Source organism: Thauera sp. ZXT1-4 (assembly GCF_052598215.2).
This window is the reverse complement of the sequence record NZ_JBQWSN020000040.1, coordinates 1-14,914: the sequence shown is the minus strand read 5'-3', so window position 1 is coordinate 14,914 and position 14,914 is coordinate 1. Positions and strand designations below refer to the sequence as shown.

The following is a 14,914-nucleotide window of genomic DNA, read 5'->3' as shown; positions in this document are numbered from 1 at the left end:
GCAACTACGTGCAGACGGCCGACGGCAAGCACTACGCGGCCGACACGCTGGAGCGCCTGCAGCGCGACCAGGAGACGATCGCGCTCGCGGGCCGCGTGCGCGGGGCCGCCCCCGGCTACCGCTTCGCGCTCACCGGGCACCCGCGCGCCGAGCTCAACCGCGAGTTCGTCGTGGTCGCCGCCACTTACGACCTCGCCGACAACGACTACGAGGCCGCCTCGGGCGCCGACGAGGGCGTCTTCCGGGTGGCGGTGGAGACCGTGCCCGCCGACCGCCCCTGGCGCGCGCCGCTGGTCACCCCCGTGCCGCGCACCCGCGGCGTACAGACCGCGGTCGTCGTCGGCCCGCCCGGCGAGGAGATCTACACCGACGAGTACGGCCGCATCAAGGTCCACTTCCACTGGGACCGCTACGGCAAGAAGGACGGCACCGACACCTGCTGGATCCGGTTGGCCCAGCCCTGGGCGGGGGCCAACTTCGGGGCCATCCACCTGCCGCGCATCGGCCAGGAGGTCGTCGTCGATTTCGAACACGGCGACCCGGACCGGCCCCTCGTCACCGGCCGCGTCTATAACGCGGCGCAGATGCCCCCTTGGGCGCTGCCGGCCAACAAGACCCAGTCGGGCATCCTCACCCGCTCGACCAAGGGGGGCGGGCCCGCCAACGCCAACGCCATCCGCTTCGAGGACAAGAAGGGCGCCGAGCAGCTGTGGATCCACGCCGAGCGCAACCAGGATATAGAGGTGGAAGTGGATGAGACCCATTGGGTCGGCCAGGACCGCACCAAGACCATCGACCGCGACGAGACCACCCTCGTCCATCGCCACCGCACCGAGACGGTCGACGGCAACGAGACCATCACCATCCACCAGAACCGGACCGAGACGGTGGATCGCAACGAGACCATCGCCATCCACGGCAACCGCACCGAGGCCGTGGACGGCAACGAGGCGGTCACCGTCCACAAGAGCCGCAGGAAAACCATCGACCGCAACGAGACCGACCGCATCGGATCGAGCTGGTCGGTCAAGGTCGGCAAGTTCAAGACCGAGACCATCGCCATGGCCTACATGCAGAACGTGGGCATGGGCCGCATGGAGAACGTGGGCCTGGGCTACAGCCTGAACGTGGGGCTCGCCATGAACACCGTGGTAGGCATGAGCCAGACGGCCCAGGTCGGACAGAACAAGCGCACGACCGTGGGCCAGCACTACACCCTCGAGGCCGGCGAGAGCATCACGCTGCGGGTGGGCGCCAGCGTACTCGTGATGAAGGCCGACGGCACGGTCACCGTCAATGGCGCCAATATCGACATCGTCGGCAGCCAGCACGTCGGGGTCGAGTCCGAGCGCATCGACCTGAACTGAACCCCCACAAAGAACGCCCGCATGAACGGCCCCGACCTGCCGCTGCCCGCGCCGCTCGAAGCGGCCCCCTTGCCCGAAGTCACCAACCACACCCCGTGGCCCAGCCAGTACTTCCAGCACGTCGATCCCTTCGACGAGATCTTCCACGTCATGGTCTGCCGCACGACCTACCGCCTCGCGCAGCGCGGTGGCGCGGACGGCGAGGCCTTCGAGCCCGTGCTCCTGCCGCCGGGCGAGCAGCCGCCCCTGTGCGAGGCGGACCAGTATCGCGCGGCCATCAACGCTTCGAGCGTGATCCAGGAGAGCGACCTCGCCCCCTACAAGCCCAAGTGCGATGTGCTGGTGGTCAATGCGCGCGCCTACAGCCCGAAGGGCCGCCCCAGCGCGCGCTGGCAGGCGGGTTTCGGCTTCGGCGAGGCCATCCGCAAGGTGTTTCAGGTGACCGGCCCGCGCGAGCGCACAAAGGGCTTGCTCGGCTGGCAGCTGAGCGCTCCCGAGCCGGTGACCCAGGTCCCCATCGTGTATGAGCTGGCGTTCGGGGGCCCCAACACGGTCAGCGCGCAGCAGGCGCTCGACGAGCTGGCGGCGGCACCCCACCTGGGGCCGGCCGAGGAGGCCCGGGTCGCCCAGGCCATCGAGGAGCTGCCCGAGCACGCGCCCAACAATCCGATCGGCCGCGGCCGCGACCCGGAGCCGCTGCTGCGCGCCCTGGAGGGCGTGCGTGCGCTGCTCGAGGCCCAGCGCGGGCTCGACTGGGCCCAGGTGCAGCGCACCTACCGGGCCGCGCCCCAGATCGAGGCGCTCGACACCCCCTTCATCGGCCAGGCGGACTACCCGGTGGTCGGCCTGGGGCCCATGGGCCGCTGGTGGCAACCCCGCCTGGCGCTCACGGGCACCCACGGCGAGGCCTGGAAGGCCACCCAGTGGCCGCGCTCGCCGCGCGATCACGACTACCGCTACTGGAACTGCGCCCCCGAGGACCAGCAGATCGCCTACCCCCAGGGCGGGGAGACCGTCGCCCTGATCCACCTCACGCCCCCGGCCGGATCGGGCGGGGACACGATGCGCTTCGCGCTGCCCAGGCAGGATCTGCAGCTGCTGCTGCGCCTCTCAGCCGGGCCGCTCCTCTTCGCGCCCATGCACATCGACACGGTCATCATCGACCCGGAAGCGGCCACCCTGACCGTGGTGCGCCGCGCCACCGTCAGCGCGCGCACCGGGCTGCGCGCCCTCGAGCTCGGCACCTGGCCGCCCGGCACCCGCGCGAGCCTCGCCCCGGAGCGCCCCCATGGCCGATGAGAACATCGTCGCCCAGGACGCGCGCTTTCGGCTGGTGAGCCTCGCCCCCGATGTGTGCATCACCCCCAGCAAGAAGGGCAAGCCCGTCCCCTACCCCATCACCCACACGATGGACCAGAGCCGCCAGTGCTCGCCCAGCGTCTTCCTGCAGGACAAGCCGGTCTATCTGCACAACGAGAGCTACGTCGACCACGTCACGGGCGACGAGGCGGGCGCGGGCAAGGGCGTGGTCTCGCGCACCCACGTGAAGATCAGCCACAACATCGGCAAGAGCAGCAATGTCTTTGTCAATGGCCAGCCGATCGTGCGTACCGGCGACTCGATGTGGATGAACTGGAACAAACCCGATGAAGCCGGCGCGGATGCGGCCAAGGCCCGACGCTGGCAATGCCGCCAGGCGCAGATCGCCGCGGCCCGGGACAAGCTCGCACAGATGCCGTCCGGGGCCGGGCGCGACCGGCTGGCGGCGGCGACCGGACGCTTCGCACGCAACAACGTCGCCGTCGAGCATGCACGACTGTCCGACAGCGCCTACCGCCCGGGGGAGGCGCCCCCCGGCTGGAAGAACATCAGTAACGATCCACAAAAGCTGGCGCAGCATGGTCTGAAATCGAAGGATTTGCGTATCAAGGGCTCAAATTTCGGCGCACAGGTGTATGAACCCGACCCCACCGTCTTCGGCAACGACCTGAAGCCGACCATCGCCTTCAAGGGCACGCAGAACGCGGAAGACTGGGACAACAACCTCGCCCAGGGCCTGAACCGGCACTCCCCGTACTACGATCGGGCGGTGGGTATCGGGACTAAGCTCAAGGACGCCAATTCCAACGCCACGATCACCGGCCACTCGCTGGGCGGCGGCCTGGCCTCGGCGGCTTCACGCGCCAGCGGCCTGCCCGCCAACACCTTCAACGCCGCCGGGCTGCATCCGCAGACGGTGGCCCGCTACGGCGGCACGCCCCATATTCCGGCTCGGGAGAACATCATCGCCCACCGCATCGAGGGCGATGTGCTCACAGGCACCCAGGAGCAGGGCATCGGGGCCACGCTCGTGGCGGCCGGGCTCTTCGGCGCGTTGGGCGCCGCCGTCAAGGTCGGCCTGGCAAGCGTGATGCCGGACGCCGCAGGGCTGCCTCTGGAGTTGCCGGGGCACGGCACCCCGCTCGATCGCCATGGCATGGACCAGGTCATCGAGGCAATCGAGGCGCAAAAGCGCGTCGACCAGGAAGTACTCGCACAGGCCACGGGAAAACACTGCGGATGACACTCGATTCTTTATTCTCTCTCACACGGCGGCGCGCCTTGCTGGTCATCGGCGGCCTGGCGCTGGCGGCGTGCAACGACACAGGAGTCGCGCGCATGATCGGAATCAAGCGCTACCGGGCGGAGGATTTCTTCGTCGGGCGCAAACTCGAAATCGCCCGCGCCATCGAGGCGGGCGACATGACCGCCGTGCGCAGCCTCGCGCCCGGTGTCGACCTGTCCGCGCCGGGAAACCGAAACATGACCCTGATGTGGTTCGCGATGCTGCCCGGCACACCCGGCCACCCCAACTACGAAGCGGTCAGGACGCTGGTGTCGCTGGGGGTGGATCCGGAGACGCAGATCGCGCAAGGCATCGGCAGCGCACTTGAATACACCTTCATCACCCGCAGCGATCCCGACGATCGAACCGGCCTTCTCTTCTTGCAGGCCATGCTCGACGGGGGGCTGTCGCCCAATTACCTGCAACCCCATGGCTCAACCCTATTGCAAAGAGCCGCCGGCCCCGGCGGCACGCTCGAGCATGTCAAGCTGCTGCTGCAGCGCGGCGCGGATATCAATGCCAGGGACAGCATTGGCGGCACGGCGTTACACGAAGCTATCAACACTCGGCTGCCGGAGATAGCACTGTATCTGGTCGGCCGAGGAGCTGACGTCGAGACACACCGTACAAACGGCGTATCGGTTACATGGTCTGTCCACACAGCTTTGGACGGGCTTCAACCAAGTCCACTCCGTTCGCAATTCGAACAACTGCGCGACCTCACGGTCGCCAGGGGCGCGAAGTGGCCGCCCGACCCGCCGGAGGTGGTGCGCGAGCGCATGCGCGCCCAGGGCCTTACGCCGGCGGTGCCGCCCGGTCACAAGCGATGAGACCTCGCATTTCTCCAACACCGGTCCGAATCATCCACCCCGGCAATCCGGAAATAGCCGCGGCACGACAAGAATTTTTCTGACTTCGTCAAGATCATGCACACAGGCCAGGCCGCGTGGATGGACTGGAAAGAGCCATGAGCGCCCCGCGTTCGACCGTCTCCGCCCAGGTCAAGCCCAACAACCCGCCCAAGCCGGGGCCGATCGGCAACACGCAGGGGATCATCGTCCCGCAGACCGTGCCCAACCCCCACGGCAACAGCGCGCCGCCGATCACCCCCACGCCCAAGGAGAAGAGCTGGTGGGGCAAGTGGGGCGAAGCGGCGCACACCGGCCTCGATGTCGTGGGCCTCATCCCCGGCCTGGGCGAGATCGCCGACGGGGCCAATGCGCTGATCGATCTTGCAGAGGGTGATACTGTCAACGCGGCCATCAGTGCCGCGGCGATGATCCCCGGCGCCGGCATGGCCGCCACGGGGGCCAAGCTCGGCAGGAAGGCCGCCGGGGCCGCCATCGAGGCGGCGGGAAAGACAGCCGGCAGGGAAGTTGCGCAGACCGCGGGCAAGGAAGCCGCCCAGCAGACTTCCGAGACGGGGGCGAAGAAGGCCCGGGGTAGCGGCGGCGGGAAGGACAAGGGGAAGCCGAAGAACACGGTCGAGAAAGGCAAGTGCGGCGAGTCGCTAATCTGATCGGGCGCAACAGCCAGACTGGCGAGGTCAAGGTCTGGGAAGTCAAGACGACCGAGGGGGCGGGCTCGCCTACGTTGTCGAAAGAGCAGGCAAGATTGGGAGGCGAGAAATACACCGCGGATCGACTGGAAAGAGCAGCCAATGGCGAAGGCAACTATGGGAAAGTGCCAGAGGCGATGTGAAGACGGTCGGCTGCGTCATCTCGCAACGCGTGGTCGGCGACAGGGCCGCTGAGCTCGAAGAGCGTTACTACATCAGCTCGCGCAAACTCACCGCTAAAGAACTGGCCAAGACCGTGCGCGCGCACTGGGCCATCGAGAATCGCCTGCACTGGATGCTCGACGTCTGCTTCAGTGAAGACGACTGCATGATCCGCAAGGACAACGCGCCGCAGAACCTCTCGCTGCTCAAGAAGATCGTGGTGAACCTGATTCGTGCGGACAAGACCGACACCGCCAACCCATCCCGTCTGGACCACTTCCACGATGAACCCGAAGGCCACGGGCACTGTTCCGAGCGTGTCCGGCAATCCACCCGCACCGCATGTCGCACAGGAACAGCAGCCCATCCAAGCCAGGCGTACGATCGTCGACCTCGTCGATGATCCGGATGCACTGGGCGATTGGCATCGAAACGTGGAGCAACTCCGCGCAATGTTCAAGGATTGAGGATCGCCGAGCGCGGCCACCGCGGCAGCGTCCACGGTGAGCGCTCGCGGGACACCGAACAACGCCAAGCAGCGCTGGCGCCGCACCGGCCCATGTGCGCTGCCATCCTCCCGAACGCGCCGGAAAACGTCGAGCAAGCTGAAAGGAAATAAAGGCAAGCCGAGTCGTTCATTGATCTACGGGCCCTTGCGGTCGCCGCAACCGCGTCATGAGCGCAGGACGAGGCGGCTTCAGCAGTACGTCGTGATCAGCGGCACCAGCATTTCGTCCGCGCTGAGTCCGCCGTGCACGCCGACCATGTCATGGACGCGCTCGCCAGACACGTGATCGACAATCGTCCAGCCGGGCTCCATCAGCAGCACATGACTGCCCGCACGCTCGGCGAGGCGCGGATGCGCCCTACCCGGCCCAAGCAGCCCCGCCGCCAGGAAGTCCGCCGCGCAGACCGCCACCGCCCGGCCTGCGAGCGCCTCGGCCGCCCAAGCCTCGAATTCACCCCATGCGCCCTCGCGGACGCAGCAGAGCGCAAGCCGACGCTCACCGAACAAGGGTGCCGCCAGCATCTGCGCCAAGCTGCCCTCCGGTGCGATGTCGATGCGGCGCTCGGGCGGTGCGTCGATGAAGCCGTGGTCGGCCGTGGCCACCAGATGTACGCCCCGCCCGGCAAGACTGCGCACGAGCGCGGAATACATCGCATCGACCCGCCAGAATTCCGCGAGCGCCTCGGGCGAACGGCAGCCATGCACATGGCTCACGGCATCGAATCCAGGGTAGTAGGCATGAATGAGCCCCCCGCTGCCAGCGAGGGCGTCCGCCATGTCGACGATTGCTGCGCCAAGATCCGCCAAACCATCGTAGGGCTCGACATGTGCCCCCCGCGCATGATGACGGGTGAAGCGCGAGCCCGCGATTTCGACCGGGGAGATCAGGTTCACCGGCCGACAAGCATGGAAGAACATCGGCGGCACCGGGCACAGGCGAGGCAGCAGGCGAAACGCCTCCACCGCCTCTCCATCACGCCGTACCAGCGGTAGCGGTGCAATCACACCGCCAAAGCGCCGGTCGTGGATGAACCAGCCGTTCAGACCGTGCTCGGCAGGCGCCACGCCGGTGAGCAATGTCGTCACGGCGCTCGCCGTCGTGCTCGGGCAAACCGATGTGAGCGCCCCCTGCCGTGCAGAATGCAGCGCGGAGCCGACGCCTTCGCTACACAGGAAGCGGTCGCCCAGGCCATCGATGACGAGTACAACCACGAGGGTGCCGCTGCTGGATGGAACCCCACCGGCAGGCCAAGCGGCATCCCGGTCGTGCAACCAGTTGCGCAACCCCCGCGCGAACCCAAAAATGCCGCCCGCACCGTAATCGGGCAGCACGGTTTCAGCCGGAAGCGGGAAGGGAATGGAAGGCGTCTGCATGGAAGCGGCGCTCAAAAGCAGAAGCCGGATGAACGCTGAGCATTCATCCGGCTTCGTAATCTGGAGCGGGAAACGAGTCTCGAACTCGCGACCTCAACCTTGGCAAGGTTGCGCTCTACCAACTGAGCTATTCCCGCTTTGACCACAGGGCGCGAAGTATATCGACTCGAGCACCCTGACGCAATACTGCAAACTGCTTCAACTACTGGAGGCGCGACTCGGAATCGAACCGGGGTACACGGCTTTGCAGGCCGCTGCATAACCACTCTGCCATCGCGCCACGACCGTTTCGGCCGGCTGCCCCGGGCTCCGGAGCCTCCGGGCCAGGCCCAAGCCTGACCTTTCGAATTCTTTGGAGCGGGAAACGGGTTTCCCCGTCGATCCCTATCCTATTGATTCAACAGAGGTTTTTGGTACACCGCTCTGCTTGACGGACTGGATTATGTACTACCCTTGCTGTCTTGGCAAGCGCTTTCTCACGACACCGCTTCAAGTGCTTGTTTTTTGGTCATATCGTCTCTTCATCTTACCCGATCATTGCCTGCATGCCCCTGGGCAGCAGCAACCATGCGGTGACTGATGCCGAACAAGAAGCACCGCCCCAGCCTGCATCTACCACTCCGCGTCCCTGCTCCAGCCAAGAAGAGCTTGTAGGTGCTGCCTCAGGTCATGGTGCCAGGCGAAGCAACCTTCATAGTGGCAATGTTGCCTGGTTTGTCCCGCCATGGACGTTCTTTCACTGACAAGGACACTGCAATTCAGCAGAAGCCCGAGCAGCACAAAAATAACGCAATCCAACCCTAAAGAATTCTCATTTGTAGCCGTTAACCCGTAGGGAACTTATACAAAAATTTTATCAGCCTGCATTGAATAAGAATCCACGAGAAGACGTTTCAACGCAGGCAAGATAAAGCAGAATTGCCGCATGGAATCGCACAACGAAGTGCTGCAATACCGGACGGGCGAACACAAACCCTGCACGGATACATTGTTCAATACCACTGAAGGAGATCGTATATGAAGATCAAACAAACCATGCTGTCGGCTGCTCTTGCCGCTGCGACGATGTGTGCCGCTGGCGCTGCATTTGCTGGCCCGCCAGTGACCGTAACATTCAAAAACCTCAGCACTCAAGAGGCCACCTACAAGGTCGTCACCAATAATGAGGTGAGTACCAACACCAATGCAAGCCCTAAGCCAAAAACGACAGTGCAGCCTCAAGGTGCTGACACATACGTTGTGCAAAATATCATCAGCCCCGATGCCAACGCAGCAACCGTGCGCTATACCATAGGCAGTAAGACCTGCGTCTTCGGTACAACCTTCGTAAATCAAATCTCGGGCGGCGCTCTGCTACCTGGCGGCCCAACTAAAATTCCGAAATGGAACAAAACTGCAACCGCTAGCGGTGGGGCAGTCTGCACCGCCACCATCAAATCGCAGAATTTGTCAAACTACTCGTGGACGGTTGAATTCACGATGAAGTAACTGACAACGGGCGACCCGGCATATGTAACTGGTCGCCCCTCTTTCTGAAAGCGCAATGCAGATTACAATTCCTACGGGACGCTATATGAATAGCATTAATCAACTTGGCACAACCACGCCTCAACAAACTCAAGTAAGCGAACGCAGTTTTGTTAATAAAACTGGGGAAACAACATACTCTCAGACCTCTGAGATAATCAACACTCCCAACAGTGCAACAATGCAGGTTTCATCGCTATCACGCCTGCTTAATGATGCCGCCGTTCGAGCCGAAACACGAGACGCCATCACCAATCGTGACGGACTTGCAGCTATTGCCCAATCGACCGCTCATGAGCTTTATGGTGAAAGCTATACACGCAACAAAGCTATTCATGATGCAGAAGTCCCGAACTCCGACGACTCACAACGACTTGCACAAGCAAAACAGGCAACTGCCTTTACCAACGGCCAAGGCAGCAATCCATTCAAAGGTATGTCACGCGACCAACTTGCACTAATCGCTTACGACGACAGCGGCGCCTTCACTGTCAACGAGCGCCGTGCGGCTTTATCAGAAGCGGATGATCAGGAATATCAGTGGCGCGTAAAGGTTGTTGCCAAAATGATGGATGACTACAACCGTACAGGCAAAATATCTGCAGAGACCCACCAGGAAGTTCTTGACCACTATAAATCTCTACCCGCCATTGAAGAGTCCCAACTTCCCAAAGGCTATGACATGCAGTTGCAGGGCTGGATACAGGAGGCTAAAAGCACAGAGTCATCACAACATAAAGATGAACTTGAATCCTTGCTGGAACAACTAACAAAACGACTAACAAATAACCAGAAATCATAAGCCCAGAAACATCATCGTCTGCTGCGACAGCACAGGCAAGGGGACGGCAAAATCATCTGGAGAGAGGATGCAGAGAGTTCACGACACCGATTTGATTCGCCTGGAAAATATTACGCATGCTTATGCTACGGGCGCGTCCAGTCAGGCGGTTTTGTATGATGTGTCGTTTTCTGTCCCCACAGGCCAAAGTTGCGCCATCGTTGGTGCGTCTGGCTCAGGGAAAAGCACGCTGCTCAACCTCATCGGGCTGCTGGATGAACCGACTTCGGGGCGTGTTCTGCTCGCGGGCGAAGACATGACCAACGCCGATGCCGAATCACGCGCCATCGCGCGTAATCGGATCATTGGCTTCGTATTCCAGAGTTTCAACCTGCTGCCACGGCTCGATGCGCTCGACAATGTGGCACTCCCGCTGCTCTATCGCGGCATCCCCCAGCCGCAAGCCCGCCAGGCTGCCCTGACGCAACTGGAGCGCGTCGGCCTGAGCAACCGCAGCCACCATCGACCCGCCGATATGTCGGGCGGCCAGCGCCAGCGTGTCGCGATAGCCCGCGCCCTTGTCGGCGAACCCTCGCTGCTGCTGGCTGACGAACCCACCGGCAACCTCGACAGCCAGACGGCGCAGGACATCATCGGGCTGCTGCTGTCTTTGAACCGCGAACGCGGCACGACCCTGGTTGTGGTGACGCACGATACCGGGATTGCCGATCGCATGGCTCGTTGCATTCAAGTCCGCGATGGCCGGATCGAGGAAGCGGGACATGCCTAGACGTGCTGCCATCACACTGACCTCATCGCATGGCTACGGCCCCTCATGGCTGCACCTGGTGCGCGAACCCGTGGAGAATCTGCGCCAGCTCGGTCGCCGTGCCGTTCTGGCGCTGCTGGGGATCGCCGTGGGCTGCATGGCCGTCGTTGCCCTGCTGAACATCGGGCACAACGCCGAACGTGAAGCCATGAACGTCTTCAAGGGGATGGGCAGCGATCTGCTTGTGGCAAACGTGCAGATCCCCGGCAGCGGCCGCAGCGAGGCGTTACCGAACGTCGCCACACTGGATACCGCCGCGTTGCGCCAGGCCATCCCCGACATTACAGCGGCAGCTCCTCTCATCCTGACCAGTAGTGACGCCCGGCTTAAAGGCCATGCTCTGAGTACAACAATACTGGGCAGCAATGCCGACCTGCCCGGCGTGCTGGATCTCCAACTGGCGCAGGGGCGTTTCCTGAGCCAGTTCGATACGCACAGTACCCATGCGGTGCTGGGTGCGAATGTCGCAGCGGCGTGGGAAAACGCAGGCATCCATGCCCAGCCCGGCGACCGCATTCAGATCGGCGGTTATCTGTTTCAGGTGATCGGCATCCTGCAACCCGCAGGCCAGAACCCATTGCTTCCCGCCCCGCCGGACGACGCCATTTTGCTGCCACTGGAAGGCATGCGACGCATCATCCCCAGTCCGCAGATCACCAGCGTACTGGCCCGCAACCCCAACGGCGCAACGCTGGTGCAAACCTCCCCCGCCCTGCAGCAATGGGTGGAAGGCAGGATGCCCGGCTATGAGGTCAACGTGCAAATTCCCCGACTGTTGCTTGAGGGCATGGCGAAACAGTCACGCCTGTTTTCCTGGCTGCTGGCAGGACTGGGCAGTATCGCCCTGCTGGTCGGCGGCATCGGCGTCATGAATGTCATGGTGATGAACGTCGCCGAGCGCCGCCGTGAGATAGGCGTGCGTATGGCGCTCGGCGCTCGCCCCAGGGACATTGCCAGGCTCTTCCTGCTGGAAGCGGTTGTACTGGCCGCCACCGGGGCACTGGCTGGCGCGGCTGTTGGCCTGATCATGGCCTGGGCCTTCGTTCACTACTCGGGCTGGTCTGACTTCTCATTCTCGGCGGCGGCATTGCCGCTCGGTATTGGCAGCGCCATCGCAACCGGCCTGTTTTTCGGGCTGTCGCCTGCGATGGCGGCTGCGCGCCTCACCCCGGTACAGGCGTTGCGTGATGCGTAAAGTGTCTATCCTCATCGCACTCATGCTGATGGCCCCTGTCGTTGCGCAGGCGAGGACAGATGGGGCGCTGCGCCCATCCCAGGCGACCCGCCAGGGTCAGCCATCATCGACGACGGCCAGCATTTCACTCAATGCCGAGACCATCGAGTTGACCCTGAGCGACGCGATCTATCTGGGGCTGCGCGACAACCGCGCCATCCGCAGCGCCTATCTCGATCGCATTGCCCAGAAATTCGACCTGCGCGTGGCGGAAGACCGCTTCACACCCAAACTGGTGCTCAGCGGCGGCTATCTTTCCAGCCGGAATCAGGATGACCGTTACCGGGAAAGCACCGTAACCCCCACAACCACATTGCTGACGCCCTATGGCACCCGCGTAAGCCTGGGCTGGACGTACCGCCATACGCAGGCCGACCAGGCCGGGCTGTCACGCAATGACGGGGCCAACATTTCTCTGATCCAGCCGTTGTTACGCGGCGCAGGCAAGGATATTGCGACAGCACCGGTGCGCCTGGCGCGGCTATCCGAGCAGGCCAACCGGCTCAACCTGAAATCCACTGTCTCGCAGACCATCACGCAAGTGATTGCGTCCTACCGCACCCTGCTGCAGGCACAGGAGCAGTTGAAGATTTCCAGGGAATCGTTGCAACGCGCCCGTCAGTTGCTTGAAGTCAACCGCGCCATGATCGCTGCCGGACGCATGGCCGAGTTTGAAATCGTGCAGACAGAGGCCGAAGTCGCCTCACAGGAACTGGCCTATGAAGAGGCCCGCAATCAGACGGATACCGCACGGCTTGCCCTGTTGCAGCTACTCGCCCTGAATCTGAATACGCCGATAGTCGCCACCGAGGCACTGCAGGCGCGGCGCGTGGACGTCAATGCCGCTGAGGCGCTCCGGCAAGCCGAAGCCTTGCAACCCGCCTGGCTCTCTCAACTCATCTACAGCGAACAGGCCACCATCAATCTTGCCGTAGCGCGTAATGACCGCCTGTGGGACGTTTCTCTGGTGGGCGGCGCCAGCCAGATACGCGACCGCAATACCCTGAGCGGTTCCGCACGAACCTGGGAAAACTATGTCGGCATCCAGGTCGAAATCCCCATTGGCGACCTCAGCACGCGCCAGGCCGAGGTACAGGCCCAGGTCAACGTGCGCAATCAGGAAATCCAGCTGGCCGAAGCCCGCCAGCAACTGGAGCGCGACGTGGCGAATGCGGTGCGCGATATTGGCACCCGCTGGCGACAGTACGAAATCGCCCAGCGTGCGCTCGACCTTTCACGCCGCAAGCTGGAAATTGAACGGGAAAAGCTCACCGTGGGCCGCTCCAGCAACTTTCAGGTGCTGAGTTTCGAGAACGACCTGCGCAATGCCGAGAACGCCCGCCTGAACGCATTGATCAGCTACCTGAACGCGCAGGCCGAACTCGATCAGACGCTGGGCACCACACTGGAAAGCTGGGACATATCGCTGAATGATTAAAAATCGCTTGATAGACCCACTGATCGCACACGTCCGCCGCCACCCCATGCGTTCGGCGTTACTCGTGTTGCTGACAGCCGCGACTTCCGCCGCCTTCTGGCAATCCGACAACGCCAGCATCCCCCAGCAACCACAAGCGCAATGGGTGCAGGTACAGCCCCAGTTGGTGGAACAGCAGCTGGGCCTGGTGGGCCGCATCCAGGCTGCCCGGCAGGAAACCCTGTCCGCGCCGTTTGAAGGCGTCATTCGGGACGTGCTGGTGCAGGAAGGTCAAACCGTTGAGGCGGGCCAGACACTGCTGCGGCTTGACCCGGCGCAAATCGAAATCCAGTTGCGGCAGGCACAGGCCGAACTGCTCAAGGCACAACGGGAAGCCCATCAACTGCGCAACTGGGACGGCAGCCCCGAAGTGTCACGCGCCCGACGCGCCGTGCAGACCGCTCGTTCAACGTTGGAAGCCACGCAGGCCAACCTGCGAGACACGCGGGCGTTGTTCGAGCGTGGGATCGTGGCCCGCATGGAAGTTGATACGCTGGCGCAGCAGGTACGCACCCAGCAGCAAGACCTGCTTGCCGCCCGGGACGAACTGCGTACCGCCGAGTCTCGCGGCCAGGGCGAAGAACGCAAGATTGCCGAGATGGAGCTGACCAACGCACAAGCCCGCTATCAGGCCGTGACGGCGCAAAGCGAACGGCGCGTGCTTAGAGCGCCATTTCCTGGCGTGGTGGCGCGTCCATCGGTGCCCGAGGGCGGAAAAGCGCTTATCGCGCAGGCTGGCGTACAGGTCACGCAAGGCACGCCACTGCTGACCGTAATCGGGCTGGATCGCATCCAGGTACTCACCCGCGTAGAGGAAACCGACCTGCATCAGCTACGCGAGGGCATGCCCGTGCAAATCACGGGCGATGGCTTCGCCGGGATAACGCTGACAGGCCGTATTGCCGCCATCGCGGTACAGGGCAACGCGGCGGATGCCCCCGGCGCAGCCGCCCACTACGACATTGTGATTGCCGTCGATACGCCGCAGACCGAAGCCGCGCAGGTCAGGCTGGGTATGAGCGCCCGGCTGGCGGTCAGCCTCTACCGCAACGAGCAGGGCATCGTGGTGCCGCCACAGGCATTGACGACGGACAGTGACGGTTCAACTTATGTCATGTTCCGCGCCACCGCAGATACAGCGCCATCGAAGATTCCGGTTGTACCAGGACGGGCAATCACTGAGGGCATTGAAGTACAAGGGTTGCAGGCAGGGTATGTTCTGGTGCCCTGAACGTGGGCGACGGCAAAAAATCACGCAAAAATTGCAGAAAAAACAGTCAAGAAAAGCTAAAGAATTCTCATTTCCTGCCGTTATAGAAGTTACCCTTCACCAGCTTTCCGTGCCGAACGAGGGCGAAGGGGATTCAGCTATTTCATCCACAAGGAGTATCGTATGAAAAAACTGTTCTTCTCGCTATTCGCGGCATTGTTGCTGAGTACCAGCAACATGGCGGCTGCTGCATGCGCTTATATGAACATCACCAGCAGCGGG

At 63.1% G+C, this 14,914-nt stretch carries 12 protein-coding genes, 2 tRNA genes and 1 pseudogene; 12 read left to right on the top strand and 3 right to left on the bottom strand.

Going from position 1 to position 14,914, the window contains the following annotated elements; all coding sequences use genetic code 11:
- From ACUH78_RS17605 to ACUH78_RS17580, 6 genes and pseudogenes are all read left to right on the top strand, one after another.
- Positions 1-1,367: type VI secretion system Vgr family protein (locus ACUH78_RS17605; RefSeq protein WP_510497581.1), on the top strand; the 1,367-nt coding region annotated here is incomplete at its 5' end.
- Between the two features lie 21 nt (positions 1,368-1,388).
- On the top strand, positions 1,389-2,666 hold the full coding sequence (locus ACUH78_RS17600; RefSeq protein ID WP_435750853.1) for a DUF2169 family type VI secretion system accessory protein: 1,278 nt from the start codon (positions 1,389-1,391) through the stop codon (positions 2,664-2,666).
- Positions 2,656-3,930, top strand: a complete 1,275-nt coding sequence (locus ACUH78_RS17595; protein WP_435750852.1) for a Tle-like phospholipase domain-containing protein — start codon at positions 2,656-2,658, stop codon at positions 3,928-3,930. The genes ACUH78_RS17600 and ACUH78_RS17595 overlap by 11 nt, the downstream gene beginning before the upstream one ends.
- Complete coding sequence (locus ACUH78_RS17590) at positions 3,927-4,802, top strand: ankyrin repeat domain-containing protein (RefSeq protein WP_435750851.1); 876 nt, start codon at positions 3,927-3,929, stop codon at positions 4,800-4,802. Before ACUH78_RS17595 ends, ACUH78_RS17590 begins: the two co-directional genes overlap by 4 nt.
- Positions 4,803-4,939: 137 nt before the next feature.
- The gene (locus ACUH78_RS17585) at positions 4,940-5,491 is read left to right on the top strand and encodes a hypothetical protein (protein ID WP_435750850.1); all 552 of its coding nucleotides are present in this window, start codon (positions 4,940-4,942) and stop codon (positions 5,489-5,491) included.
- A 34-nt stretch (positions 5,492-5,525) separates the two neighbouring features.
- A pseudogene (locus tag ACUH78_RS17580) lies at positions 5,526-5,957 on the top strand (ISAs1 family transposase); the annotation flags it as partial.
- A 432-nt stretch (positions 5,958-6,389) separates the two neighbouring features.
- Here ACUH78_RS17580 and ACUH78_RS17575 read toward each other — a convergent pair.
- The 3 genes from ACUH78_RS17575 to ACUH78_RS17565 all read right to left on the bottom strand — a co-directional run bounded on the left by ACUH78_RS17575 (position 6,390) and on the right by ACUH78_RS17565 (position 7,854).
- Positions 6,390-7,574 carry an alkaline phosphatase family protein gene (locus ACUH78_RS17575; RefSeq protein WP_435750849.1) on the bottom strand — a complete coding sequence of 395 codons (1,185 nt, stop codon included), beginning with the start codon at positions 7,572-7,574 and terminating at the stop codon, positions 6,390-6,392.
- Positions 7,575-7,635: 61 nt separating this feature from the next.
- Positions 7,636-7,711 (bottom strand) — tRNA-Gly (locus tag ACUH78_RS17570).
- 69 nt (positions 7,712-7,780) lie between these two features.
- Positions 7,781-7,854 (bottom strand) — tRNA-Cys (locus tag ACUH78_RS17565).
- Between the two features lie 737 nt (positions 7,855-8,591).
- Here ACUH78_RS17565 and ACUH78_RS17560 point away from each other — a divergent pair.
- From ACUH78_RS17560 to ACUH78_RS17535, 6 genes are all read left to right on the top strand, one after another.
- Complete coding sequence (locus tag ACUH78_RS17560) at positions 8,592-9,062, top strand: hypothetical protein (protein ID WP_094267742.1); 471 nt, start codon at positions 8,592-8,594, stop codon at positions 9,060-9,062.
- A gap of 55 nt (positions 9,063-9,117) precedes the next feature.
- Positions 9,118-9,903 (top strand): hypothetical protein, encoded by a 786-nt coding sequence (locus ACUH78_RS17555; RefSeq protein WP_206186203.1) that lies wholly within the window; start codon positions 9,118-9,120, stop codon positions 9,901-9,903.
- Between the two features lie 67 nt (positions 9,904-9,970).
- Positions 9,971-10,672 carry an ABC transporter ATP-binding protein gene (locus tag ACUH78_RS17550; protein ID WP_094267740.1) on the top strand — a complete coding sequence of 234 codons (702 nt, stop codon included), beginning with the start codon at positions 9,971-9,973 and terminating at the stop codon, positions 10,670-10,672.
- Positions 10,665-11,906, top strand: coding sequence for an ABC transporter permease (locus ACUH78_RS17545; protein WP_094267739.1), 1,242 nt, complete (start codon positions 10,665-10,667; stop codon positions 11,904-11,906). The genes ACUH78_RS17550 and ACUH78_RS17545 overlap by 8 nt, the downstream gene beginning before the upstream one ends.
- Complete coding sequence (locus ACUH78_RS17540) at positions 11,899-13,383, top strand: TolC family protein (RefSeq protein ID WP_094267738.1); 1,485 nt, start codon at positions 11,899-11,901, stop codon at positions 13,381-13,383. The genes ACUH78_RS17545 and ACUH78_RS17540 overlap by 8 nt, the downstream gene beginning before the upstream one ends.
- On the top strand, positions 13,376-14,653 hold the full coding sequence (locus ACUH78_RS17535) for an efflux RND transporter periplasmic adaptor subunit (protein WP_094267737.1): 1,278 nt from the start codon (positions 13,376-13,378) through the stop codon (positions 14,651-14,653). The genes ACUH78_RS17540 and ACUH78_RS17535 overlap by 8 nt, the downstream gene beginning before the upstream one ends.
- The last annotated feature ends 261 nt before the right edge of the window (positions 14,654-14,914 follow it).

Excerpts from the sequence above, each read along its gene's own strand:
- ACUH78_RS17600 (WP_435750853.1), top strand. The coding sequence starts at position 1,389 with ATGAACGGCCCCGACCTGCCGCTGCCCGCGCCGCTCGAAGCGGCCCCC.
- ACUH78_RS17595 (WP_435750852.1), top strand. The coding sequence starts at position 2,656 with ATGGCCGATGAGAACATCGTCGCCCAGGACGCGCGCTTTCGGCTGGTG.
- ACUH78_RS17590 (WP_435750851.1), top strand. The coding sequence starts at position 3,927 with ATGACACTCGATTCTTTATTCTCTCTCACACGGCGGCGCGCCTTGCTG.
- ACUH78_RS17585 (WP_435750850.1), top strand. The coding sequence starts at position 4,940 with ATGAGCGCCCCGCGTTCGACCGTCTCCGCCCAGGTCAAGCCCAACAAC.
- ACUH78_RS17575 (WP_435750849.1), bottom strand. The coding sequence starts at position 7,574 with ATGCAGACGCCTTCCATTCCCTTCCCGCTTCCGGCTGAAACCGTGCTG.
- ACUH78_RS17560 (WP_094267742.1), top strand. The coding sequence starts at position 8,592 with ATGAAGATCAAACAAACCATGCTGTCGGCTGCTCTTGCCGCTGCGACG.
- ACUH78_RS17555 (WP_206186203.1), top strand. The coding sequence starts at position 9,118 with ATGCAGATTACAATTCCTACGGGACGCTATATGAATAGCATTAATCAA.
- ACUH78_RS17550 (WP_094267740.1), top strand. The coding sequence starts at position 9,971 with ATGCAGAGAGTTCACGACACCGATTTGATTCGCCTGGAAAATATTACG.
- ACUH78_RS17545 (WP_094267739.1), top strand. The coding sequence starts at position 10,665 with ATGCCTAGACGTGCTGCCATCACACTGACCTCATCGCATGGCTACGGC.
- ACUH78_RS17540 (WP_094267738.1), top strand. The coding sequence starts at position 11,899 with ATGCGTAAAGTGTCTATCCTCATCGCACTCATGCTGATGGCCCCTGTC.
- ACUH78_RS17535 (WP_094267737.1), top strand. The coding sequence starts at position 13,376 with ATGATTAAAAATCGCTTGATAGACCCACTGATCGCACACGTCCGCCGC.